The organism is Bacillus sp. BC08, assembly GCF_054326875.1.
In genome coordinates, this window is sequence record NZ_JBTGPA010000027.1 from 1 (window position 1) to 25,486 (window position 25,486).

General features: G+C 35.2%; 20 protein-coding genes, 1 pseudogene and 1 riboswitch. Of the genes and pseudogenes, 5 read left to right on the plus strand and 16 right to left on the minus strand.

Features of this window, described 5'->3' with window-relative positions; translation table 11 throughout:
• Positions 1-797: 797 nt before the first annotated feature.
• The 6 genes from ACXVYO_RS06290 to ACXVYO_RS06315 all read right to left on the minus strand — a co-directional run bounded on the left by ACXVYO_RS06290 (position 798) and on the right by ACXVYO_RS06315 (position 9,062).
• A complete protein-coding gene (locus tag ACXVYO_RS06290; protein WP_000052085.1) occupies positions 798-1,742 on the minus strand; it encodes an acetyl-CoA carboxylase carboxyltransferase subunit alpha in 945 nt (314 codons plus the stop codon).
• A 32-nt stretch (positions 1,743-1,774) separates the two neighbouring features.
• The gene (locus ACXVYO_RS06295) at positions 1,775-2,221 is read right to left on the minus strand and encodes a MarR family winged helix-turn-helix transcriptional regulator (protein ID WP_016122572.1); all 447 of its coding nucleotides are present in this window, start codon (positions 2,219-2,221) and stop codon (positions 1,775-1,777) included.
• A gap of 390 nt (positions 2,222-2,611) precedes the next feature.
• Positions 2,612-4,468 carry an alpha/beta fold hydrolase gene (locus ACXVYO_RS06300; RefSeq protein ID WP_458466333.1) on the minus strand — a complete coding sequence of 619 codons (1,857 nt, stop codon included), beginning with the start codon at positions 4,466-4,468 and terminating at the stop codon, positions 2,612-2,614.
• A gap of 57 nt (positions 4,469-4,525) precedes the next feature.
• A complete protein-coding gene (locus ACXVYO_RS06305) occupies positions 4,526-5,092 on the minus strand; it encodes a TetR/AcrR family transcriptional regulator (protein ID WP_001072324.1) in 567 nt (188 codons plus the stop codon).
• A gap of 189 nt (positions 5,093-5,281) precedes the next feature.
• A complete protein-coding gene (locus ACXVYO_RS06310; protein ID WP_458466334.1) occupies positions 5,282-6,487 on the minus strand; it encodes a M20 family metallopeptidase in 1,206 nt (401 codons plus the stop codon).
• 88 nt (positions 6,488-6,575) lie between these two features.
• Positions 6,576-6,677: riboswitch (SAM riboswitch) on the minus strand.
• 75 nt (positions 6,678-6,752) lie between these two features.
• Complete coding sequence (locus ACXVYO_RS06315; protein ID WP_458466335.1) at positions 6,753-9,062, minus strand: AAA domain-containing protein; 2,310 nt, start codon at positions 9,060-9,062, stop codon at positions 6,753-6,755.
• A 111-nt stretch (positions 9,063-9,173) separates the two neighbouring features.
• On the opposite strand from ACXVYO_RS06315, the gene ACXVYO_RS06320 reads away from it, so the two are divergent.
• Entirely contained in the window at positions 9,174-9,566 is a 393-nt protein-coding gene (locus ACXVYO_RS06320; protein WP_458466336.1) for a VOC family protein, read from the plus strand.
• A gap of 278 nt (positions 9,567-9,844) precedes the next feature.
• On the plus strand, positions 9,845-10,168 hold the full coding sequence (locus tag ACXVYO_RS06325; protein ID WP_458466337.1) for a hypothetical protein: 324 nt from the start codon (positions 9,845-9,847) through the stop codon (positions 10,166-10,168).
• A 37-nt stretch (positions 10,169-10,205) separates the two neighbouring features.
• Here ACXVYO_RS06325 and ACXVYO_RS06330 read toward each other — a convergent pair whose 3' ends face one another.
• From ACXVYO_RS06330 to ACXVYO_RS06345, 4 genes are all read right to left on the minus strand, one after another.
• Positions 10,206-12,080 (minus strand): M56 family metallopeptidase, encoded by a 1,875-nt coding sequence (locus ACXVYO_RS06330; protein WP_458466338.1) that lies wholly within the window; start codon positions 12,078-12,080, stop codon positions 10,206-10,208.
• The gene (locus ACXVYO_RS06335) at positions 12,080-12,481 is read right to left on the minus strand and encodes a BlaI/MecI/CopY family transcriptional regulator (protein ID WP_458466339.1); all 402 of its coding nucleotides are present in this window, start codon (positions 12,479-12,481) and stop codon (positions 12,080-12,082) included. The genes ACXVYO_RS06330 and ACXVYO_RS06335 overlap by 1 nt, the downstream gene beginning before the upstream one ends.
• A gap of 678 nt (positions 12,482-13,159) precedes the next feature.
• Positions 13,160-13,465 carry a monooxygenase gene (locus ACXVYO_RS06340; protein WP_458466340.1) on the minus strand — a complete coding sequence of 102 codons (306 nt, stop codon included), beginning with the start codon at positions 13,463-13,465 and terminating at the stop codon, positions 13,160-13,162.
• 146 nt (positions 13,466-13,611) lie between these two features.
• Complete coding sequence (locus ACXVYO_RS06345; RefSeq protein WP_458466341.1) at positions 13,612-14,358, minus strand: class I SAM-dependent methyltransferase; 747 nt, start codon at positions 14,356-14,358, stop codon at positions 13,612-13,614.
• 234 nt (positions 14,359-14,592) lie between these two features.
• Between ACXVYO_RS06345 and ACXVYO_RS06350 the strand changes: the two are divergent.
• A pseudogene (locus ACXVYO_RS06350) lies at positions 14,593-14,757 on the plus strand (IS4 family transposase); the annotation flags it as partial.
• Between the two features lie 231 nt (positions 14,758-14,988).
• On the opposite strand, the gene ACXVYO_RS06355 reads toward ACXVYO_RS06350, so the two are convergent.
• From ACXVYO_RS06355 to ACXVYO_RS06365, 3 genes are all read right to left on the minus strand, one after another.
• Complete coding sequence (locus ACXVYO_RS06355) at positions 14,989-15,495, minus strand: GNAT family N-acetyltransferase (RefSeq protein WP_458466342.1); 507 nt, start codon at positions 15,493-15,495, stop codon at positions 14,989-14,991.
• Between the two features lie 617 nt (positions 15,496-16,112).
• Positions 16,113-19,310: a bifunctional P-450/NADPH--P450 reductase gene (gene cypD, locus ACXVYO_RS06360; protein WP_458466343.1), complete on the minus strand. Its 3,198-nt coding sequence runs from the start codon at positions 19,308-19,310 to the stop codon at positions 16,113-16,115.
• Positions 19,311-19,933: 623 nt separating this feature from the next.
• Positions 19,934-21,412, minus strand: a complete 1,479-nt coding sequence (locus ACXVYO_RS06365; protein ID WP_458466344.1) for a DHA2 family efflux MFS transporter permease subunit — start codon at positions 21,410-21,412, stop codon at positions 19,934-19,936.
• A 474-nt stretch (positions 21,413-21,886) separates the two neighbouring features.
• On the opposite strand from ACXVYO_RS06365, the gene ACXVYO_RS06370 reads away from it, so the two are divergent.
• The gene (locus ACXVYO_RS06370; protein WP_458466345.1) at positions 21,887-22,483 is read left to right on the plus strand and encodes a hypothetical protein; all 597 of its coding nucleotides are present in this window, start codon (positions 21,887-21,889) and stop codon (positions 22,481-22,483) included.
• A gap of 223 nt (positions 22,484-22,706) precedes the next feature.
• Here the strand turns inward: ACXVYO_RS06370 and ACXVYO_RS06375 are convergent, their stop codons facing one another.
• Both ACXVYO_RS06375 and ACXVYO_RS06380 read right to left on the minus strand, forming a co-directional pair.
• Complete coding sequence (locus ACXVYO_RS06375; protein ID WP_458466699.1) at positions 22,707-23,093, minus strand: DUF1259 domain-containing protein; 387 nt, start codon at positions 23,091-23,093, stop codon at positions 22,707-22,709.
• Positions 23,094-23,390: 297 nt separating this feature from the next.
• Positions 23,391-23,552 (minus strand): hypothetical protein, encoded by a 162-nt coding sequence (locus ACXVYO_RS06380; RefSeq protein ID WP_029442740.1) that lies wholly within the window; start codon positions 23,550-23,552, stop codon positions 23,391-23,393.
• A 523-nt stretch (positions 23,553-24,075) separates the two neighbouring features.
• Between ACXVYO_RS06380 and ACXVYO_RS06385 the strand changes: the two genes are divergently transcribed.
• Entirely contained in the window at positions 24,076-24,453 is a 378-nt protein-coding gene (locus ACXVYO_RS06385; RefSeq protein WP_458466346.1) for a hypothetical protein, read from the plus strand.
• A gap of 335 nt (positions 24,454-24,788) precedes the next feature.
• Here the strand turns inward: ACXVYO_RS06385 and ACXVYO_RS06390 are convergent, their stop codons facing one another.
• On the minus strand, positions 24,789-25,448 hold the full coding sequence (locus tag ACXVYO_RS06390; RefSeq protein ID WP_458466347.1) for a serine/threonine protein kinase: 660 nt from the start codon (positions 25,446-25,448) through the stop codon (positions 24,789-24,791).
• Positions 25,449-25,486 lie beyond the last annotated feature (38 nt).

The following is a 25,486-nucleotide window of genomic DNA, read 5'->3' on the forward strand; positions in this document are numbered from 1 at the left end:
AGTGGGGGTTTTCTTCATCCCCCACTGATTATTAGCCCTCACCAATCGGACTTTTATGGGCAGTTGATCCCCCACCTAACTTCTTTGCTTTCGCTGCATTTTGAGGTGGGGGTCTTACTGCCCATTAAAGCGGGATAAAAATTATCTGTTATACAATATTTCGAAGTTATTTATATATAAAGGTAACACCTTCTTTTTTAATTTAAAGGTGGATTTTCAATTATATTTTGAAATGAATCGGAGTAAAACACACTAGTATAACTACTTTTTTATACAAGATTTTATGCAAAAAAGAATAGCGAAGATCCCTAGAATCTCCGCTATATCAATAATGTATAAAATCTTGTATAAGTGATAGATAGACATAGAGACAAAAAATTTAGTAAAAACAAGGATTCTATGAAAAACTTGCTACCGATAACGAGAATTATGTAAATAAGCTGTCCATGTGGACAGCTTATAGTTTTTTTGCTTAGCGTACAAAATTCGCGTCTTGTTGGCGATACCCCATTGCCATCAACCTAAGCTTTTGAGATACCCCCATACCGAAATTTCCACCTTTTTACAGTTATTTATGAGAATTCAGCTCATTTTTTCGTTTTGGGGAGCAATCAATTTCTTAAGTTGATGGGTATGTGATAATGCTTCCATTTGAACAAATTTTCCTTTTTCATACCGATCACACACCTTTTGTAAAGTAATAGTATCAGCATATCCCAGTTTAAGAGGTTACTTACAAAATACTTAGAATTTTTTCGCGAGAATCCTTCGAAATGTAATACGGACTTTAAATATTTTCATTTATAATTCTCTATTTGTCTATACTTTTCATACCGCTGTTGTATAAGCTCTTCCGAGGATAATAGTATCAATTTTTTTAGAGATGATTCGATTACAGATTCAATCATTTTTGCCTGTGATTTTATATCATTTTGTGCTCCACCTTTAATTTCAGGAATGATTTCATCAATAATTCCTAAATGTTTTAAATCTTTTGCTGAAATTTTCATATGTTCAGCAGCTTCTGGAGCATACTTAGCGTCCTTCCATAGGATAGATGCTGCTCCTTCTGGCGAAATTACCGAGTACCATGAATACTCTAACATATGGATATGGTTACCGACACTAATGCCAAGAGCTCCACCACTTGATGCCTCTCCAATTACAATACAAACAATCGGCACTTTAAGTGTAGTCATTTCAAATAGATTTCGAGCTATCGCTTCAGAAATTCCACGTTCTTCAGACCCTATCCCTGGATAGGCGCCTATTGTATCAATAAATGTAATAATAGGGCGATTAAATTTATCAGCTTGTTTCATAAGTCTTAGCGCTTTTCTATAACCTTCTGGATGTGCCATTCCAAAATTTCTTTCTATACTTTCCTTTGTATTTCTACCTCTTTGATGACCAATAACCGTAACGGGCATTCCTTTAAATTTTGCAATACCACCTATCATTGCTTTATCATCACCATATAATCGATCACCATGAAGTTCGAGAAAGTTTGTAAACAATAAAGGTATATAGTCCAATGTCGTGGGTCGGTTACGTAGCCTTGCAATTTGAACTCGTTGAAAAGGTGTAATATTAGAATAAATTTTATCTTGCATTTTATTTAAACGTTTTTCTAATTCATGAATTTCTGACGATAAATCTACATTATTTTCTTTCATAATTTTCTTTAATTCATCAAATTTCTCTTTTAATTCAATAATAGGACGTTCAAAATGCAAACTCATTTTATCCTCCAAATGTTATGACTTACCTCACTCTAATCAAAAGACTTAGAAATAGAATCAATAAATAATTCAAAACCATCCACAACTATTTTTTGTTCTGATTCTGATAAATTATTGAGAATACTTTGATAAAATGTAATGGATTGCTCTCTTAAGCAATTAACAGTTATGTGACCTTTTTCTGTGAGGTGCAGAAAAAGTTCTCTTCTATTTTTTTCATTTACTTCACGATAAATAAGCCCCTTTTTTACTAACTTATCTACCAATCTACTTACAGTTGAAGTCTCTAATCTAAGTTTATTGGATAGTTGCCAAACAGTTAATTTTTCCACCTCTAGTTCCTCTAACGCCATCATTTGAGAAGTTGGTAAAGGTTTTTCAAATGGTCCATTGGGCAAATTTTGAGATTCAAAAACCCCAGTTATTATAATCATTTTCTTAATATCTGTTCTTAGTTTTAAGGCATCTTCTCTTTTCAAATAGGTCACCCTCCTACAACTAATGTATCATACATCAATTGTATTATACATGAATATGTTTTTTCACAAGCTTAACGTAAGCCAATATTACAACATGGACGAGATATTTCTTCTTATTAAAATGGTATAAGTGGATTGTTTTCTACAAATGGCAGAACATCAATTATGTATCAGGGGCCTTTATGGGGTACAGCTCATCGCCATCAAGCTAAAATTTTATAGCACCCCCAGAACGAAATTTTGTACTATCTTGTAACAAAATGCTCATTTTTTCGTTTTGAGGTATTTGCGTTTCTTAGTCTGATAGTGATGGGGTGGGCCCCCACACAGTACGATTTTATTTCAAAGACATAGCGATCTTACTACACACTTTTTATTTATCCCACACTCTCATCTGCTAGTATTACTATTTTTTATTACTAATGTTGCCGTTTCACTCGGATGGCTAAGAGGAAAATGATGGCCATATGGAACAAAATCAACCTTACCAAGATGCGATGGAGCAGAATAGCCTCTGTCATAATCCCCCCAAATAATGTGAAGATTATACTTTGTTACTTCATTGAAATCACCTTGATCGTTTTTCAGTAGTAAACTATTAAGCTGAACCGTAGTATTTAAAATTCTAGGAGAAGTAAAACTGTTCCTTATTTTTTCGATATAATGTTCAGGGATGCTCTCCATACTTTCAAACAAACCATTACTTAATAAATATCGCCCTATGAAATTAGTAGTTGCCAGTTTTAATGTCCATTTGTTTATAAATTGAGGAACATTTAGCGATGTAGCATTTTTTTTAACAACAGGTGGCTGAAGTAAAGTGATTGAATACTTCTTATCTATGTACTCTTGTACCAATGCTTCCAGAAGAATAAACGCACCGAATGAATGGCCAATTAGATGTGCACCATTAGTAGCTTTCTCCAATAACTTTTTCACTACATTCAAATAGATATCTAGAAGATTTTTCTCTCGTTTAAAAGGAGAACGTCCCAAACCTGGAAGATCCAAGATCCATACAGGTTGACCAGTTTTTTCATGAAGCTCTTGTGCTAAAGGAAATAAATCCTCTCCATCACTCAATAAACCATGTAATAAAATAAACGGTTTGCCCTCTCCTTGTAATTGGTAAAGGGTAGTGTTATCGCATAATATTCGTTTAAATAAATGATTATGCTGGCCATTTTGATACATCATTCGATAATCCAGATCTGCTACTACGGCAGGGAAAAATTTCATTACACTCGTCTCCTTAAACCAATCTCCTCCCATAATTTTTTTCGCTGAAACATTTGAAAATTTTCGTTTTGTAATAAAATTCAGTCCATCAGAAGGAATTTTTGTTATTTTACTTACTCCACTATTCATAATTGCTTTCATAAGTGGCATTGGGACAGAGATTTTTGGTGCCCTCATATTCATACTTTCCGACATAATACTTAATAATTCCGCAATGTTCTGATCGTGCTGTTTGTCTTCAACAAGTGTATATGTTTGAATAGTCGGTTGCTCCAATCTGAAAACCTGCACAATAAACTTCGCAAGCTCATCGTTTGAAATAAGTGGTAACCTATATCCCTTACCTCCAGGAATCACTGGCATGAGCCCTCTTCGCATACTCATCACAAGCAAGCCTAATCCTGCTATCTGCTCTGTACTCCCTGTTTTACTACTACCGACTACAGTTGGCGGATTAATTACAGAAAGCGGATAACCTACTGCTGATGCCTGGTGACGGATATAAAGATCTGCTAAAAATTTTGTTCTCTCATATGGATTTTTTATTTTCAAATCATTGTTTCCTTCTTTAAACACATCAATTGCAATCTTGCTATTTTTATCATCAAAGGGACTCATATAACCTACAATATGAATAAATTGTTGCAAACCCTTCAATTGATGAATGCTTTTAGCTAATTCACTAATGTGTTTGGCGCCATTTAAAAATACGGAAGCTGCCTCTTTACTTGTCGCTTGAATATCCATGGGGCCTCCTGCGTGAATAATCACATCCGTTTTCAATACCCTCTCCTTATCTTCAGCACTTAGACCTAAATCTATTTTCGTCAAATCACCTTCAATAAAGTGCATAACTACCTTTTTTAAGATGCCTCTTTCTTGAAAAATGCGTATTGCTTTACTTTTCGACCTCACTAAAAGAAGAATTTTAACATCCTCTTTGGCTAATTCTTTCACTAATTGCTTTCCAATAAAGCCTGTTCCACCAGTTAAAAATACTGTTCTCATATAAAATCTCCTTTTTAGTACTATTTAGTACTAATTTGATGTAAAAAAAAAGCTTCTTTATCGAAGCAATTTTAAAAAATGATCTGCTGTTTTCGTGATTACAGTTGCATCCTTCAATGTTTCTGAAATAAATAACGCTCCTTCAAGATTTGTAATAAAAAGGGATGCAACCTCATCAATATTAATCGTATTTCTGAATTCTCCATTCTCTACCCCTTGTTTAAGTAATAGAGAAACTTTCTTTTGTAATCCTGTAAAAAAAAGACCTATTTTTTCTTTTATTTGCGTGGCCTGTGTAGGACTTTGAATATAAAGAGTAATAAATGGACAGCTTCCCTTATACTCTCTCGACTGAACTCCTTGTGATAATTGCTTTAAAAACAGTTGGATACGATCTTCAACTAAAAATTGGTTCTGAGAAAGTACGTCATCAATTGCAGATTGATACATTTCAATCCAATAATCAACGACCCCTTCTAATAATACTTCCTTATTAGAAAAGTGATAATACACATTAGACTTTGAAACTTTGCTTACACGTACTAATTCATCCATACTTGTATAAGCAAACCCTTTTTCTAAAAATAATGTTGCAGCTACTTCAATCACACGTTTTTGATTCATTAATTTTACCTTTGTCATAAATAGAACTATATAGTACTAATTTAAATATTGCAAGCATTTATGTTAATTTTGAAAAAATTTTAATTAAAAAAGTTCCCCTAACATTGATTTTACTGCAAAAAATCTTAGCATCAGCGTTACGCAAAAAAGAAAAGGAGTGGATTTCCCCCCACTCCTCCTTACAATCACTTACCCCTGATTCCTCTGCGCCTCTCTAAACTCTTCCTTCACCTTCTCTAACAGCCCTTCTTCCGTAATTAATCGATACGCTGTATGTGCTAGTGCTTTTGCCGATGTAATTAATGCTTTGTCTCCTAATTCTGAACGGGCTGCTTCTCTAAATTCATTCGTATGTGCAATTAAATCGTCTGGACCGATTTTAATATATGGATGAATTGTCGGTACGACTTGGCTTACGTTTCCTGCATCTGTTGAACCGATGCCAAATCTTTCTTTCCGATTTACGTCTTCACCTTGTAATTCTAGTTCTTCGGCTACGACGTCATTAAATGTTTTTGTTACGAGTAGTTCATCGATTTCATTTTGGAATTGATGGATTTTCACTTTCGTACCCGTTGCTAATGCTGCTCCCTCTGCGATGTTTCTTACTTTCTCTGTTACTTCCGCACATCTTTTTCTCGTTGCTGCGCGGATGAAGAACCTTGCTGCGGCGTAGTCAGGAATAATGTTAGGTGCTTTTCCGCCCTCAGTAATAACGCCATGAATTTTCACGTCTGACGGAAGTTGTTGGCGAAGTGCATTAATGCTGTTATACAGCTGGATAATCGCATCTAATGCGTTAATTCCTTCTTCTGGTGAAGCTGCGGCGTGAGCTGTTTTTCCGTAAAAGTGAAAATCAAGTGGATCGACTGCTAGTGATGGACTCGTTGTCGCTGTTTTTCCGCTCGGATGAATCATAAGTGCCGCATCAACATCTTTAAATAAACCAGCTTTTACATAACTCGATTTTGCGCTACCGTTTGGCCCGCCTTCTTCTGCTGGCGTTCCGAATACGACAACTTCCCCGCCAATTTCTTCAAGCGTTTCTGATAATGCGATCGCTGCCGCAACGCTAATTGTGCCAATCAAATTGTGACCACACGCATGACCGAGTCCTGGTAAAGCGTCATACTCAGCTAAAAATGCAATGACTGGACCTTGTTTACCTGAACTTTTTCGCGCGATAAAACCTGTTTCATGTCCAGCAATATTGTGTTGTAATTGAAATCCTGCACTCCCTAGCAATAGACTCAACGTTCTTGATGCGTAAAACTCTTGGTTACCAATCTCCGGATTCGCATGAATATCGTGACTTGTTTCTATGTACTTTTCCTTATTTCTTTCAATACTCTCTTCAATTGTTTTTCTTTGTGACGTTACTCCAGTCGCTCCCATTTTTCTTCCCCCTTATATTTTCACATAAAAAAGCCTCTTTCTAAAAGATAGAAAGAGGCTTCTGCATATACAGTCAAAATGAGCTTCTTTCTTATCTTTCAAGTTACCTTGCTGGAATTGGCACAGTATTCATAACGAATCCGCTGCCGAGGTGTCATAGGGCCAGTCCCTCAACCTCTCGTGATAAGAATTTTCATAAAATTATATTAAATTACATTCATTCTAAGTTCATTTCGATTAAAAGTCAAGGAATTCCTATCCGAATTTACCGAATATCTAAAAATCCTTTTAACACACCAATTGTTTCTGGTGCTTGCAGCCTTGCACATACGTACGGAAATTCCATACTGCCTTCAAACATCATTTGAGATGTGAGCGGTGCCCCTGCCCAAAAGATTTCATCATCGATTACGATAAACGGGAATGCTTTATTTTGTCTTTGTAACTTTACATTTTTTAACGGAACTGGTCCATCACTATACACTGTTATTTGCGCATTTGTACGCATTAACGCTTGCCATACTCGTTTATCCACTTGCTTTGTACTTGGAAGTGAAATAATAATTTTTCGTTTTGCAGCTAAAATATCTTTCAATAACCCTTTCGGTTCTTCAAGATTCATTTCCATAAACCAGCGTAAACGTTTCGAAATTTTTCGTTCCCACAATTGTCTTGATGTCGTACGATCATACACATCTCCATGACGTTCTATATGAGCTGTTAATTGTGATAACGCTTGTTTTCTTGAAAGGTTTTTACGCATATAATGACAATCTGATAATTGAATGAACTTCCCTCTCGCTCTCGTTACAGCTACATTGACGAGGCGATGGTTTTTATGGTCAAAGAATAACACACCAGGTCGTTCTTGCGGGTAACTATCCACTGTATCAAAAATCATCATATCTCTTTCAGACCCTTGAAACTTATGAACCGTCGCTGCTAAAACAGGTATGTTTTGATATTTCGTTCTCTGCAACATTTCTCTAATGCACGTTGATAAAAAGCGGGATTGTGCTCTGTAAGGCGTAACAACACCGATCGATTGAACACCATCTAACAGTCCGATTAACATCATTTGCATCGCTACTAAACCAGACATAATGTTAAAACGAGAACCTGAAGCAGCGTCCTTTAACGAAAAGGCTCCCATTAGACTCGTATCAAATAAAACGCTCGCCTCATTTGCGAACGGTTGCAATTGCGCAAGTTCTTTACGGTCTGAAACAGACGGATGATCGTATACTCTATTTTTATAAATAAACGAATTTGTAAACTTCGATATATCCGCATGCATACGTCTTTGTTCCTGCAACATAAAGAGGTTCGGATGTGCTTCTGATTTATTGACAGACTCAACAATCCCCGCATGGTAAAACATATCTTCCCCGAGCCATTTGCGAACGAGTTCATGGTTCGCCATCGCAATTGGAGGTAACTGTAAAAAGTCACCACATACGACGATGCGTTTTCCAAGTGAAGCAGCTAATGCAATTTGCGGAACATATGCCATACTTACTTCATCTACGACAACTAAATCAAATGTACGCTCATAAATCAATGAATCAATGGCACATTTCGATAAAGTTGCGCCAATTACTTTCGCATTTTCAATGTATTCTTTTTCTACTTCTTTAATTTTCGCTTTTTGCTTTCGAAGATCACTTTCAATCTCTTGTATACGCTTCTTATCAGCAGAAGTCGCTTTATATGATAAAATCTTTTCACGAAGATCTTGTCGTGTTTCCTCTAAATAGAGTCTTTCTTCTCCCCATGATCCGTTCGTCGTTTCAACTAACTTCGACGTAAGCAACGTTTCATGATTTCGTATATGTTCATGTTGACTATAACCGTAACGAACAATTTCGCCAGGCGTCCATTTCTTTTTCTTCTCAATTTGCTTCGTTACTTCACTCATTAATACGTCCACTGCCGCATTACTATGAGCTAATACAAGTACCGATTTTCCTTTTTGATAATGCGCCGAAATAATACGTGATAAATTGTAAGACTTCCCTGTTCCAGGTGGTCCCCACACGTACGTTGTCGGATTGTAAAACGAACGATACGCCAATTCATTTTTCGGATTTTTCATCTTCTCAATATGTTTCGGACTGCTCGTCCCATCAACAAGACGCTTTATACGATTACGTTTTAACTTATCTTTATGTGCCTCTTTCAATCGCTCTTGTAGTTGCTCTAACAATTGCCACGGTTCACTGTATAAAACAGCTTCTCGTATTTCACCTTGTATATAGTCATTTAATTTCAGTTCTATTTCTAATCCATGTACAGATAATACTTCTCCTGTCGCTTCCTCACCATCAAACTCAATTCGAATTGGTGAACCTTCAGGTAAGCTTACTTCCGAAATAAGCTGAAATACGTATACCGTACTTTCATAATCTGTATATAAAAAACGACCATTCATGATAGAAATTTTACTACCACCTATCGTTTTCCAATGTTTAATTTCATACGCTAATGCATAGTGCCACTCTTTCATCGTTGCCGATAATGAAGGAGTTTGAGTAGGTGTATTCATCGTATAATCTCCTTCCTTCTCCCCAAACATACTTTCTCACTATACCATATAACACGCTAAAATTTGTAAGGTTTTTATCTTGCTTATTTTCTTAATTTTCAATAACATATTGTATATAATTTTCAGAAAGAAGGAATCTACATGCCAGTTAGAAGAATTGAACACGTTGGACTTATGGTTGCAAACTTAGAAACATCTATTTCATTTTATGAAAAAGTAGTCGGCTTACAACTCATTAAACGTATGGGGCACCCGAATCCAGACTTAAAACTCGCTTTTTTAGGTGTAGAAGAATCGAAGGAAACGATACTAGAACTCATTGAAGGCTACAACTCTTCTCTTCCCGCAGAAGGAAAAGTACATCACATTTGCTTTAAAGTGGATTCATTAGAGGATGAAATCGAAAGACTAAAGAAACAAAAAGTAACCTTTCTACTAGGAGAAGAAATTGAAACATTACCAGATGGAACACGTTACATATTCTTCGCTGGTCCTGATGGAGAATGGATTGAGTTTTTTGAGACGGAGAGATAAAGTGAAACTTTAATCAGTGGGGGTTTTGTTCATCCCCCACTGATTATTAGTTGAACCAATCGGGCTTTTACGGGCAGTTGATCTCCCACCTAACTTCTTTGCTCCAACTGAATTTTGAGGTGGGAGTTTTACTGTCCGTTAACGCGGGATAAAGTAAGACTTTAAGATAGAAAAGGAGCCGGAATTCCGGCCTTTGTTTTTAACTAGTAACAAGGGAATATAGCTTCAATCCGAAGAATCAACTATATTAAAAACAATCATTTTATTAGGAGTAAAGAATGATCGATACAATCTATATTATTATTTTTTGGATCCTTATACTCTTTCCAATCCTGTATGTAATTAAGATAAAACACTGGAATTTAAAAGTAGTTGCCGTATTTGTTGGAAGAATTCTATTAAGTATTATCTTTTTCATAAATGGAATAGCTTTAGGAATGCAACGAAATTGGTCAGAGCCTCCCTATGAAACAGAATGGGATTTCTTTATAAAGTCTTTATTACACGGTAAAACTGATGCATTTATACACTTGTTACTTCTCGTTATTACCATTACTTTAGACTTAGTTATTACATTTTATTATATTAATAAAAAGAAATAGGGTGTTCTCCCCTATTTCTTTTCTTGAGATTTTGTTATTATTTCAAAAAGGAAATCATAATTTTCTCTAGTTCAGCCTTATTTAACACATCATCAATAATTACAACTTGATAAGAACTGTCCTTTTCTTTTGCAGGAACAATCATTTTCATGCCCTTTATATTACTTCCATTCATTTTACCAAAGGTGAATTGTGCTCCTTCCAGTTCATAATTTTCTACCTTGTCATTGTCATTAATCCACTGATAAAATGGATCTCTTCCTCTTTCTAAAATGGCAGATTGATAAATTGTATAACCAAACTCCCCAGCTCTATATTCTGAACTCATGATAGGATCCAACTTTTTGGTTGTAATGATTGGTTCAATTTTTTCCCTCTTCAGTTCATAACCTTTTGCTACATAATTAGGTTTCTTGATTGGAAAATCAAATGGACGAGATGTGAAATGCGAATAAATTTTCCCCCATAATGGTTCAATAGCTTTACTATTCTCCTCTAATTTTTTTTGATCGTCTAGTTCTAAATCTTCAGGTTTCCCTACTGATCTTATCTTCTTATCTATGATATATTCCTCTGTTTGCAACTTGATGAATTTATCAAATTCTTCTTTTGTTAACAGATTCTGTGCCACTTCCATTTCTTCAAGTAAATATTCATATCGCCCCTCAGAAACATGAAATTCTGCAAATGCTTGTTCTTTTGTACCAATCATCTTTTCTACAATTTGCTGAATAGGAACTTTAGCTTGTGCTTTTACTTTTTTTAAATTATTTTTCACTTCCGTTGGTTCTTTCTGCAGGTTAGTCGATATATCTGCATGTGCATTTAATAAAGATACAGATGATACAGCAAGAATAGCAACAACTCCAAATGCAGACCAATGATAAGAGTTCTTTTTAAATTTTTTAATCATAAGAATTCTCCTTTTTAATGTTCTTTTATTTCTACTTAAGTTCGCTAAGCTTGGTACTTGATAATAATTTGAGTAGTGTTCTAACAGGGTAATAATAGTATGACCATATGCAAGTTTTTCCTCTGAATCTATATATGTAAGAGCTAATGCATCACACGCCAGTTCCTGATCTTCCCGCATGCATGAGTAAGCATACCAAAGAATTGGGTTAAACCAGTTTAGAATCAGTAAGATATGCATAAGCCAATTTACACCAACATCTCTTCGTTTAATATGAGCTAATTCATGATGAAAGATATATCGTAACTGTTGCTCCTCCAATACTTTCATATGTGCACTTGACAATAACAACCTTGGTCTTAGGAATCCGAAAACAGTTGGACTTGTAATTTCCCCAGCTAAGAGGAGTGGGATATCTCGCTTAACGGACATAGATTCCTTACAGCTCTCAAAGATTTTACTAATCTTTTCATCTGTAATAACGGGTTGCTTTTTTATGTAAAAAAGTAAACGCTTATTCATAATGATGGTGGCAAAACATAAAATGATAACCCCAGCAAGCCAAATATATAAAACGATTTTATAAAATGAATACGTTTCATCATTTTGCTTTTCATTATTATGCGTTTGTTTCTTACTTTTCTCAGCTGTTTGTGTAGAACCATATGTATAGGTGCCTTTATTTGTGATTACCTTTGTATCACCTATAGCTGGCGATCCTTGTATACGATTTATAGAGTCTTGGTGAAAGGTAACTGGAGTTCCATTACTGTACGAAAGAATGGAATAGATACTGTAGGAACTATCTAGTGACCATGGCAATAAAAGCTTTACAATTAATATCATCCATAATAGATACTGCCATCGTGGGGGTAACTTATCTCTAAGAAAGATTTTGATACATAAAATTAAGCCAACTAATATACTTGCCATAATGGAGGTTTCTATCACCCACTCAAAAAAGCGAGGTAGATAGACGTTTACAAACATATCTATCATTATGATTTATCCTTCCTTTGATTTTCCTCATTCTTCTCATCTAAAATACGTTTGAGTTCGTTAATATCCTCTGAAGACAGCTTTTCTTCTTTTAAGAAATTCACAAGTAAAGGTTTAAATGCTGCACCATAGAAACGTTTGAGAAGCGATTTTGTTTCTACATGTAAATAACTATCCTGCGACACTAAAGGATAATAGGCATACATACGCCCTTTATCCTGATGGTAAAAAACAGCTTCTTTTTGGACTAATCGATTAATTAGCGTTCGAATCGTTTTCGGTTTCCAGTCCATCATTACCTCTAGCGCTTCAATCACTTCATTTGCCGTTTGAGGAGATTTTGACCAAAGAACTTTCATAACTTCTAATTCAGCTTCCGATATTTTAGGTAATTCTTTCATTGTTTAAAATCCCACCCTTTTATATTACACTTGTAATCTATAACCAAATATTACAAGTGTAATCCTAGAATGTCAACTTATTTCATGAATAATCATTAAAAAGGTAACATTCAGAAAACAACAAAGATAAGTTACTCTTTCTGTAGAATCATAGAAAGGATGGTTATGGTGTATTTCCTCTATTTGTCCCACATCGATACGCGAGAAACAACATTATTTATTATATGCCAAAACAATAACAAAAACGGACCTGTTATCAGGTCTCTTCCCGCATTTTTCTTTTATATTCCTTAAAAAACAACTTAAGTCATACAACCTTCGTTACTCCTAGTTACTAAACATTAGTTATGTTCATAATTTCGTAACACGTATAGACAGGTATATATGTTATAATCAACTTAGCAAATTACAAATAAATTTGCATTTCCTGTGCCCCTTACCTCCCAGTAAGGGGCGTACCCTTTTATAAATAACTATTTCAGTACAACTTTGTTACAGTACTTTCACGTCAATTCCCCAAATTTAAGAACCTTCATAAATTAGACTTAATATAACCTTTTCCAAGGAACTATATGCCGATACACGAATCCCTATTTATATAGGGATTTTTTTATAAAGGAAGAATTCAAAAAAAGAAGGAGATTACCCCCTTCTTTTTTTTGAATTACGTGCCCCTCATTATTTACTATAACCACGATTCAGTTTAGTTAACTTTTCATTGATGTGAAAAATTCTTACTCTAATATCTTTAACACCAGATGCTTGCAGTCTACTCTTGTGCATTTCTCCATATTTTTCAGCATCTTGTTTTTCTTCAAATACATAGATGCCTCCAGCTTCTTTCGTTTCTACATTCTCCGTCCATATTTTCCAATAGAATCCTTCTTCTTCATTAATACTTTTTGCTAAATCCCAAAATGCTTTTTCCATTTCTTCACCAAAAGGACCTTCAAACGGAAAATCAACTTGTAGTAAATATGCCATTTCCACTCACTCCTATGTTCAATATTTTCAATTCGGATGCATACAGTTTAACGACTTTAGGTTATGTTTTAAAAAAAACAGCCATTCTTTAATGAAACGGCTGTTTTCGTAATTCAATAAAAGCTCCCAGATTGCGGTAGATATTTTTAAATATTATTTTTTTTTGACTTGATTATAATAAAAGATGGACTTCGTGATTCGTTTATTAAATCTGGCATTTTCTCTATCCCTGCCAAAGTTGATTGTGGTTCGATTATTTTATCCAGCGAAAACCCGTGTTCAATTAAAGTATTTATTAATGTGGCAACTGTCCGATGATAAATAACCACACTATCGTCAACAAACCAGTTGTGTACTCTGATTCCTTCTTCTTGATAATTATCTAATGCCCAGTGTGATTTATTACCATCCTCAGTTTTTATCCAATGGTTGCTCCCTTTGCGAGCTGTTGCTATTGGATGTTCAGTTGAAAAGATAAATTCACCACTGCTTTTTAATAGTTCATTAATCTTTTGAATCATTGCCGAGTAATCTTTAATGTAATGTATAGAGAGGGAACTTATAATCAGATCGAACTTTTGATTGGTTTGTCCCATATCCTCCATAGGAAGACACATAAATTCTATGTTATCATCCTTATTTAACTTTTTAGCACGTTCAATCATATTTTTGGATATGTCTACACCTACTACGTTTTTTGCACCATTTTCTATACAATACTTTGAAAAATGACCATCACCGCAGCCCAAGTCTAATACCGATTTTCCTTTCAAACACAGAATTAATGATTTGATTGCTGGCTGTTCTATGAAGTCATTAGCGTTTATTCCACTTTCACGCAACGCTGTGTAGTTTTTGAAGAAATTCGGATTATCGTAAACATTTTGTTTCACTTACATCACCCCTCTGATAAGGTTTTCATAGATTAAGCTGACTTCTGTTTCCAAATTATCATACTAACCATAAAAATTTTGTCATCCTTTTATTATAGTAATGTTTTTTAGGAAGATATCTCGAACTCAATACTTTCACAATCCTGCCCGTTTGCTGAATAATCTGCTGTAGATATTATACCGTATTAAGAAAATTAACCTTTATTTTAATTACAAGCAAAAATCTTTACGAAAAGAGCCTTACAAAAAGACACCCAAGAATTAACAAAGATATTGTTTCGTCTGTTTAATCACTTACAGAAAAACGGACAAAAACCCCATAGATATGAGAGGAAAACAGTCTTTAATATCTTAGGCGTCGTATATAACTTTTCTATGTCTCACAATCATGTAGCGTAATCAAAAAAATTGAAGTCTGATAGGGTTTATTTGTATGCAAACTTTTAAAGAACTTGCACTGGATCTTTAGAAAAAAGAAAAAATCTTACATGAAGTTAAACTTATATAATGTTAGCTTGATGGGCATAGAGCATCGCCCACATTTTAATTATTTTATAGACCAAGTAATTTTCAAAAAAGGATAGCAAAATTTCAATTATAATTTTGATTTAAACAATGCGTTCTGAGACACTACTCTTCTTCTAAAATAGCGTAATAATATTCATCCCACCATTCATTTCCATGGGGTATACACTTCCTGAAATATCCTTCTCTTCTCATTCCAATTTTCTCCATCAATCGATATGACGGGGTATTTTGTGGCTGACATGTAGCTATAATTCTATGTAATTTCATTTCCTTAAACCCATATTTTAATGTAGCTTGTGCTGCTTCAGAAGCATATCCTTTATTGAAATATTTAGGATTGAATACCCACCCAATCTCATAAGTATGGTCACCAAAATATTTATGAAAAACAATATGACCAATCAAAATATTTTCATCTACCAGTATCACAGGAAAGTTCTCTGCATTTTCACCCATATTTCTATTTACAAAGTTTCTTGTATCTTCTTCAGTAAAAACCCCTTCAGGTATGTATTTCATAACATTGCTATCTGATGTATACTCATGGACAGCTTGCCAATCTTTGAACTCAAAATTTCGTATTAATAATCTTTCTGCTCTTATAAACATTTACTTTTCTCCTCTCAAAAAATCGTTTCTTTATTTCAAATCCACATTCAACTCTTAAACTAAAAAGAACTTGTAGGAATCCCTGCAAGTTCTTTTTAGTTTAAGGTGAATATATGGGACAAACAAACGATCTTACAGATTCATCATAGAAACTACAGGAATAGTACTTTGACAAATATATCATATAACAAATATTAACATCTGTATATTTTCGAAAATTATGTTAATTGAGGACGGAAATAGCTTTTTCTTAACTATTCTTAATTTCGTTTACTAATAACTTCATTTTACTTAAATAAAATGCTTAATCTGATTTTTTGCAACTTCTTGTGAATGAGTAACAACAATTACGCATTTTGTTGAGTTTAAATGAAAGTCTACTTTTCCCTGATGTTTCCCCTTTTTATTAAGTACTTCAAATCTACCGTATTGTGTATATAAAGCGTAAAGATTATTGGATTTTGAATCAACATATACATCCCTTTTATTTAAAAATAAGAAAACCCCATATTCAATAAAAAATACAGGGTTTTTATAAAGCTGTTTATTTTGTTTACAGTTATACTTAGTCGAAAGAAGTTCGTGAATTAAATATTACTTATCCAATTAAGAAAACTTCATATACCAGCCCAAACATCTTTCCCATATCGCCCTTCGTCTTGCACACGTTCAAACCAATTCCTTGCTTCTTGTTCACTGACTTCATGAATTTCTTGATATGCTTGACAAATGGTGTCTTCTACGTCAGGAGCCATTTTACTTCCATCACCACATATATAAAGATGGGCCCCATTATCTAATAACGAAATTAAATTGATTCTATCTTCTTTTATTAAATGCTGTACATATGTTTTAGGATGTCCTTCTAAGCGAGAAAAAGCTGTGTGTAAAGAGATTAATCCATCTCTTTCATCATTTTCTAATTCTGTACGATAGAGATAATCTTTTTCAGGATGACGACAACCAAAATATAGATGTGCTTGTCCTAAGTTCATACCTTTTTGCTTTTGAATACGACGCGCTTGCAAGAATCCACGGAATGGTGCAATTCCAGTACCTGGTCCAACCATGATAATTGGTGTTTCTGGATTTTCAGGTAATTGAAAGTTTGATTGTGGCGTTCGAATGAAACAGATAATCTCATCTTTATTATGACGCTGAGCTAAATAATTAGAAGCGACTCCTTCATATGTCCCTTCCCCACTCCATGCAGGTGCATTAACAACACCAACCGTAATGCTCAGACGATCCTGTGCAACGAGTGGAGAGCTTGAAATAGAATAGTAACGCGGTTTGAGCGCAGGAAGAAGTTCTAAAAAGCGTTCAAATCGGATTTCACAAGCTTCATACTTTTCAAGAAGATCCAACATTGACATACGTTTCTTTAATATTTGTTCATGATAAACTCCCTCTTCCAATAATGATTCCAATTCTTTTTTATGAGGAGGGCATGCTGTGAATGTCACCATTTCTCTTATTTGTGCTCGAGTGGCTGCTTCTTGCACTTCTACACTATAACTAAGAAGGTCATATAAACGAACAGGACTGTCTAAAGGTATGTGATTTACACTTCGTCCACTTGCACTCAGTATGACTTGATCCTTCCCATTTAATCCAAATCGTTTTAAAATTCGGTTGACATTTTTCTCACTATTAATTGGCAGCACCCCAAGGTGATCTCCTTCTTTATACGTAGCGCCTTCTGGCAAGGATATCTCAATATGTCGCGTGCTTCTTTCGCTGCTAGATGATTGAAGCTCACGATTTTCTAGTATAGATGCATAAACCGCTTCATATGTTCGCGCAAGAGGAGATCCTCCAAGACGACTAACAAATTGTAAACTTAATGTACTGCGTTCTTTCTCCATGTTTTTGTTAAGTTCCAACCCAAATGCCTTCATCGCATCAGACCACATACTTTGTTTCCATTGCTCGAGCTGTTCCTCGAAATCACCACTTGCATCCGCTTCTCCACGTGTAGAAAATCTTGTTGCTCCTTTTTGAGCCATTTGCTCATCAATGTATCTTGGAATTCGCTGATAAGTACTAGCCCAATTATGATCTCCACAACCAAACACTGCATATTGAACACCTTTTAGCTCATCCTGTTTTAATTCCTCCAACCATTGCACAAACTGCCCTGCATTACTTGGTGGCTTTCCATTATAAGAAGAAGTTACAATAAGAACCGCTCCTTCTTTCGGTAGACTTCCAATTCGATCGTTCAGAGCTACCACTTCCGTTTGAACACCTTCTAAACTAGCTGTATCTGCTAGTTCTCTTGCAATACCTTCTGCTACCCCTGTATCCGAGCCATACAGAACAAGAAGTGAAAGATTATCGGCTCCAGTAATAGAAGGAGTCTTCTGAACTTGCTGCTTGGTTTCATGGTTTTTCAGTTTCTCCTCTGTAGGCGCAAGAACATTAGTATGGCTAATAGTTTGATTTCGGGGTAGAATCCTAATTTTAAAATCACCAGGCTTTAACGTTAATGTTTGTTTTACGTCCAGCTGATAGTCTTGATAATCAATGAATTCAAAATGTTGAAGAAGCATTCCCATTACGAGTGTGGCTTCATGAAGTGCAAACTGCATACCGATACATGCTCGTTGACCATTTCCAAATGGCTTATAAGCGTGATGAGGAACCTTATCCAGCTCTTCAAATCGTTCAGGTTGGAATTCTTCCACGTTGTCTCCCCACGCGTCTTTATCCCTATGTAACTGTGGAATAAGAACCGAAATACGATCTTTTCCTTTCTTAATTGGATATTTCCCACCAATCACTGTATCTTCTTTCGCATAGAGACTGAATGCTGGAGCAGTAGGCCATAGACGTAACGATTCATTTAAAATCATCCGGATATACTTAAGTTTCATAACTTGTTGGTATGTTGGAGTAGGATCTGTCAAAACCCTATCTACTTCTTCATAGGCTTTTTTCAATTTATCTGGATTCTTTAATAAAAAATAGATTGCAAAAGATAATAATCCACTTGTTGTTTCATGCCCAGCTATTAAAAAAGTGATAATTTGGAAACGAATATTTTCATCATCTAATTTTTCACCAGTTTCCGGATCCTGCACATTTAACATACGGGAAAGCAAATCATTTTCTTCCTGATTTCCACTACTTTTACGTTCAGCAATAATATTATCTACTAATGAAAACATAGATTGGATATCATGCTGAAATTGACGTTTCGTTCTCCACATGAGTTTATCTTCTATATCCAGCCGCTGTAATTGGTGCATCGCCTCATCTAGAGCACGGCTCATGCTAGTAATAAAGGGATGAGGGGTCTCACGATAAAAGCTATTAAATCGATAATTAAAACCACATAAACCAATTGTATCCAATGTAAGGCGAGTCATATCCTCCGGTACATCTACGCTTTCATTCGGATTAAGCCGTGCCCATTTTTGAACGAGTTGTACAGCAAGATCGACCATCATAGCATGATAATCTTTCATTGCCCGTTGGCTAAATGTAGGCATCAAAATATTATGAGCTTTTTTCCAGTTAGGCTCATGAGTCTCGCTTGTAAATAATCCGTCTCCAGCAAAGGCGCGAACTTTCGCTAAAGCGCCTTCTATACTTTTATCAAATCGTGTTTCGTCACAGACTTCTGCTACCAGTTCATGTCCAGAAACGACAATGATGGTATCACTTAAAGTTTGAATTTGAAATATGGGACCATACTCTTCCGCTATCTTGATAAAGGATAGGGTCGGTTTATCTTTATCGATTAATGGGAGATTCCCCAGCAATCCATATGTTTTCGGTTGAGGAATGGCAGATACTTTTTTATCCATTAAAAACACCCTTTCAAAAAACATGAAATAAAATATCCCATTCAATAAAAAGAAGATAGCAATGAATCGCCTGGGATAAAGATATGTAATTGATTACCTTATTTTATCTTTTCCCTAACTATTCACGATTATGATATTGCTTATAAGGTTCGTAATCTAAGTTGTTTGTTGCTATTACATTTATTACTTGCAGAAAAAATACTAAATGAAAATGAGGTATATTATTATAATGTTTATCAGAAATTGAGAGCTAAAGATTGTAGTATTAGGAAAACCAGTAGCTTCTCATGTCAATTCAAACAAATACGATAAAGTGAAACTTTAATCAGCCCTCACCAATCGGGCTTTTACGGGCAATTGATCCCTTACCTAACTTCTTTGCTTCAGCTAAATTTTGAGGTGGGGGTCTTACTGCCTGTTAATGCGGGATATATAAGTATACTGTGTTGCTAATGAAAAAGGATCTGATATGAATATCAGATCCTTTTTACTATATAATTATTTCACTGATTCTTTTCCGGATCTAAATACCAGCGCCTTAGCAGCAGAAATTTGCATTTCTTCATAGTCTAACTAATCAGCCAAATACTTGTAGGAATTATTATCTAAAGTTTTATTTTGCCCTACCGATTTAACCTCTCGACAGCTTCCGCACTTGTATCTACACGTTTAACGAAAAAGACTAATAGTAGTGCAACAACATTCATACCAAGCGCTACATAGAATGAATATTGAATTCCGGATAATAAAGCCTTCTGAGTTAATATTGCCTTCGTAGTTTCAGTGAAGGTTGTTGGATCTATATCAGCCATTAGACTTTCAGCTTTTGTTTTTGTTACAGAATTCATAATCGTAACAAGAATAGCAGTACCAATCGAACCGGACACTTGTTGCGCTGTATTATTAACAGCTGTACCGTGCGGATTTAAGCGAGTTGGCAATTGATTAAGGCCATTTGTCATAAGCGGCATCATCACCATCGCCATCCCAAACATCCGCAGTGTATAAATAAGAATAATATGTGTGTGACTAGAGTCGAGTTGCAGGTTTGCCAACATATAAGTTGAAACAGCTGTAATGGAAAGTCCTACTATACCAAGAACCCGAGGGCCATATTTATCAAATAGTTTACCTGTAATTGGTGACATAATCCCCATTATTACCGCACCTGGAAGCATCATCAGCCCAGAGCTCAGCGGTGAAATACCGCGGACGTTTTGTACATAAGCTGGCGTTAAAATCATACCCGAAAACATGGCCACTGCGTTGACAATTGCAATTACAGACGCAAGTGCAAACATTGGGTACTTGTAAACACGTAAATCCAATAACGGTTCATTCATTTTTAATTGACGGATAATAAAAGCAATTAAGGCAATAGCGCCTATGATTAAGGTTGTTAAGACCACTTTATTCGTCCAACCGTCGGAGCTTGCAGAACTGAATCCATATAACAAACCACCAAAACCGATAGAAGATAATAGTAATGAGAGATAATCAAGTTTTGCATTTTTGTTTTGTCTCATGACATTCTCCGATTTCCAAATCCCTAACAGTAAGCTAATGATTGCTAACGGTAATATCATTTCAAAAAGCAAGCGCCAGTCATAATACTCTACAATATAACCTGATAGTGTCGGTCCAATTGCTGGAGCTGTAATCATAACTAATCCAAAAATCCCCATTGCTGTTCCCCTTTTTTCTCTTGGAAAGCTTACTAGCATAATATTCATTAACAAAGGCCCCATGACTGAAGAACCTGCTGCTTGAACCATTCGGCCAGTAAGTAATAAACTAAAGTTTGGTGCTAAAGCCGCTAAGGCCGTACCAAAAATAAAAATCACCATAGATGTAATAAATAAGCTCCTATTGGAGAAGCGGGTTATTAAAAATGCTGATGCTGGAATTAATATACCACTTACAAGCATATATCCTGTAGAAAGCCACTGGATCGTTGAATAATCATTAATGTCTAAATCCTTCATTATGGATGGTAAAGCTACATTTAAAAGCGAGTTATTTAGAAATGAAACAAATGCCCCAATAAAAAGAATTACAAGCATTAAATATGGTGGTTTTCTTTTATGTAATGTTTCACTCATATATTCATTTGCCCCTTCATTATAAATTCCATTGATCAGTTTAAATCGTTTGTATATCTGCATAAGAATACATTGTCCTTGCAGTATTTTGCCAAACTCTACGAATGGATATTCTCTTTTTAGCAATTCTACTTGCCTAACATAACATTTTTATTTTTTTTGTTGATTAAACCTTGATAAACACGTTTGTTATCCAAAATTAAATTATGCTGAAATAAACAAAAGGAGCAAATGAAAATACCCTTCTAAAATAAAGTGATACTTTAATCAGTAATGTTTTTACAGGCAGCCGCTTTCGCTGTATTTTGAGATGGAGATGTCTTGCTTCCCACAAATAGCGGAATAAATCAACAAGTCCATACACCTATTCCTTTAAATACAGGCTTGTAAATCTAGTTATGTAACCATCCATAAAAAGGAATATTACATAGGCTAAGTCTAACATTACATTTTTAAAGTGAGGGGAATACGCTTATGCACCAATATTGGTATTTGAATTCAAATGGAATCGGGGAGCAATATAATAACCAAATTGCAATGTCATCATTATATTTACAGCCCAAAATAGCTAAAGCTGAGGGAATGAGTAATCTGAACATTCTTAGGAATCAGAGTTGTAGAGTCTATCCATCCGGTTGGGATTCACCCGCCAATTATACGGGTTTCAATCCCGGGCCCCCTCCCTTCCCTTTAGGCCAGCCAATCCATTATGCAGGGATGATGCCCCAAGGACATGCTGCTAATTGGGCTCCATTACAAGGCCATGCAGGTTTTAATTTTCAAAAACCTCCCCTCTCCTGGCCCCAACCATTCAATCATACAGGGATGTTCGCACAAGGTCATATTGCCGCTTTACTATCACCGCCAGTCAAGCCTTTTCATTTTAATACCAATAATAACTGGGGTATTTTTGGAAACCATCCAGGATGGGGAGGACAGGTAAGTCCCATGGGATGGGGGAATAACGGTCAGCCAGGAATGCTTGGAAACTTACTGTCAGTAGGAAAAGGCACCATGAATGGAATCGGAATGCTTAGTAGTCTAATCGGTATGGGGAAGTTCTTCTTTTAGTTAATTAGAACTGGAGGATAGGTCCATAGCCCAGACTTAAAAACCATTGCTTTTTAAACTCCTCAAACATACTCCCTCCAAGTTCATTTCCTCGTTTTTCAAATTATAAAAACATCAAGAAAAGACATTCCAATTATGGAACGTCTTCTTTCACTTTATAAAACGAGTCAACAATCTAAAATATTCTAACCAACATACTCACTCATTTAACTAAATAAATTGGTTAATTGCATAAAGCTCTTCTAACTTTCCTTGCGAAACTTAGCGGATCATCAACGTCTTCGATATTAACGTAAATTAAATTTGGATCATCACATAACCACTCATTGTGTATAGACGAAACGATTATTCCTTGTTTAATAATTGTAGCAACAAATCCATTGACTTCTTTTTGTAAGAGCGCTATCCGGCCTAGACATAATGCTCGTCCAGTTTTATTATCTCGTGATTCGAATGAGAAGGAACTTGTTACTCTAAAACGTTTTCCTAAAATAGTTGCTTGTATTTCATCCCGATTTATTGTTGCCACGCATTTTCCACCGGCGAACCCTTCTTGGCCACCGATAATTCTTGCAAACTGTTGACAAATTAATTCATCATTACATGCCATACCTTGAATCATCCCCCCTTTTACTGTTAGGTTATGAATGAATCCTTAGGTCTGAAACGGTAATGAATCTATACTATTACAAAAAAGATTATCGGGATCTAACGAAGTCTATTAGATGGTAAGGCATTTTTAGAAAACATAAAAAAAACACCCTAAGGTGCCATCCTTTGACTTGAGAATCATATCTATGTATGGAGAAATTTAGAAAAGAGAAGGTTCTAACTATAATTTATAAAGCTATTATGCCATGAATTACATACATATTTCCTTATTTACTGGGAGCAGAATCCCGTTATATTACTTTCTAATCAGACGCGTTAAAGCCATCCCAAGAAATCCAGCTCCCATTCCTATTAACCATCCTGTTTGGGCATTACCTAACATAGACCCCACTCCTCCGCCAAGAAACATGCAGCCAACGAATACTAATCCTCCAATTCCCCAATTCGGCCGTTCCATAGTTCAATCACATCCCTTCAATAAAACATATGCGATTAACTAGCCTAACTTTCTTGCATGGGATAGTTAATTATTTTGCTTATGTTTAGCACTTTCAGGGAATTCATTAGATGCTGATATTGATTCATTTGAATAAAGTGAAACTTTAATCAGCGGGGGTTTTCTTCATCCCCCACTGATTATTAGTTGAACCAATCGGACTTTTATGGGCAGTTGAACCCCCACCTAAATTCTTTGTTTTCACTGCATTTTGAGGTGGGGGTCTTACTGCCCATTAAAGCGGGATAAATTATAGAAGGAGAATTTCATTTTTCATATTATAATAACTTAAGAGTTGTAGAACAAATTCTTCTTCAACTAATGAGTTAATAACAGTATAGAGATTTCCCACACTTTATGACTCAACCCTCGTTATCAAGTTAAGAAAAGCAAATCCCACAAAAACGAAAATTATATGCATCATTGACTACTGTTAATGATGCGTTATGACATACAATGGAGTTACTATTAGAAAACTGTGAGGATGATTACGTTGATAAAATTTGTAATTAGTTATGCTGCAAGTCTGTTTGCTTTTATTTTTGGATGGTTCTTGATTTCATATATTTCTCATCCTAGCTTTATTCACCCGGACGTTGTATTTGGATTCATTAAAACGATCGTCACTTATGGTAGTATACCGGCTCTTGTAGCTTGTCTAATTGGGGAAGTGTTATACAGGAAAATCAAACGATGTAGAGAATTTCAATTCGGAATTCCTGTATTTATAGGACAAGCAGTTATCTATACACTTATACCATTTCTTTTTCTTTTTCCTTTTCATTTTTCCCATTTCTTTGATTTCGTTGCACCTGTTATTATGGGGGCCTTATCTTTTTATTTAGTACGTAGAAAAATATAATTAACTTCAAGAGTGTGACAGAAAGAAGCCGGAGTGAGTAAAACCACACTGTATAACCATACAGAGCTCAAAGAACGCATCAATTCTTGCGAAATCAACAAGAAAAAGCATTTGTGGACTCTAAGTTTAAGTAAAACGAGAACAATCAAAATGCTGTCATTTCTTTTCTGAAAAGAAGAATTGAAAAGTTAGAGAAAAAAGAATAAAGGGCTTGAAGAAAAAAATAAGTAATTGCATAAAATTAGGACCGTACATATTAGACATATCTAAAATGTACGGTCCTTTTGTTTACTAGTGGTTCATTTATCTAACCTAAAGATAAATATGTGGATCTTTTACCATTTGAATTTCTTTGAAAGTTTCTTATATTTTCTATACGAACGTCTAACAATGTTTAACATAAAATACGGTATTTTAATAGGGAATGGAAATTTATAAATGAAAGGCAAATAAAATGTAAAATATGCCTTTTCTAGGTCTCTCCACTTACTATCTTCTTTTGTTTTTAAGAAGTCAGATACATCGACTACATATCCCCTTCCATTTTCCATCATCACGTTTTTCCCGTGAACATCACAAGGAGTTAATCCTTGTTCCCTTGCATACTCTAAAGCTTCATTAATATCAAGAATCACCTGCTTAGGAATTTTAATCCCCTTATGAATAGCATCGTATAAGGTAATTTCTTTTAAACGTTTCAATACTATGAAATTTTCTCCTTTATATATAAGCTTCGAATAAGAAGGATGGTTTCCGATTCTTCGGTATACTTCCGACTCTTTTTCAATTCCTTCTCCTTCTCGTGCGTAAACTTTCACTACCCAATCTTTGTATTCTTTGTGCATGAATACTGCGGCATAATTCCCCATGCCTAAACACTTCCAAAGTCTAGGAATATCTTTAACTACTACAGGCTCGAACTTATCCTCACTTCTTATGCTTACCTCTTTTAATAATTCATCCTTTATCAATCCCACAAAACTGTTTATACTCATCATTTCCACTCCGGTTTTGCTAAAAGGGGGCCTACCCA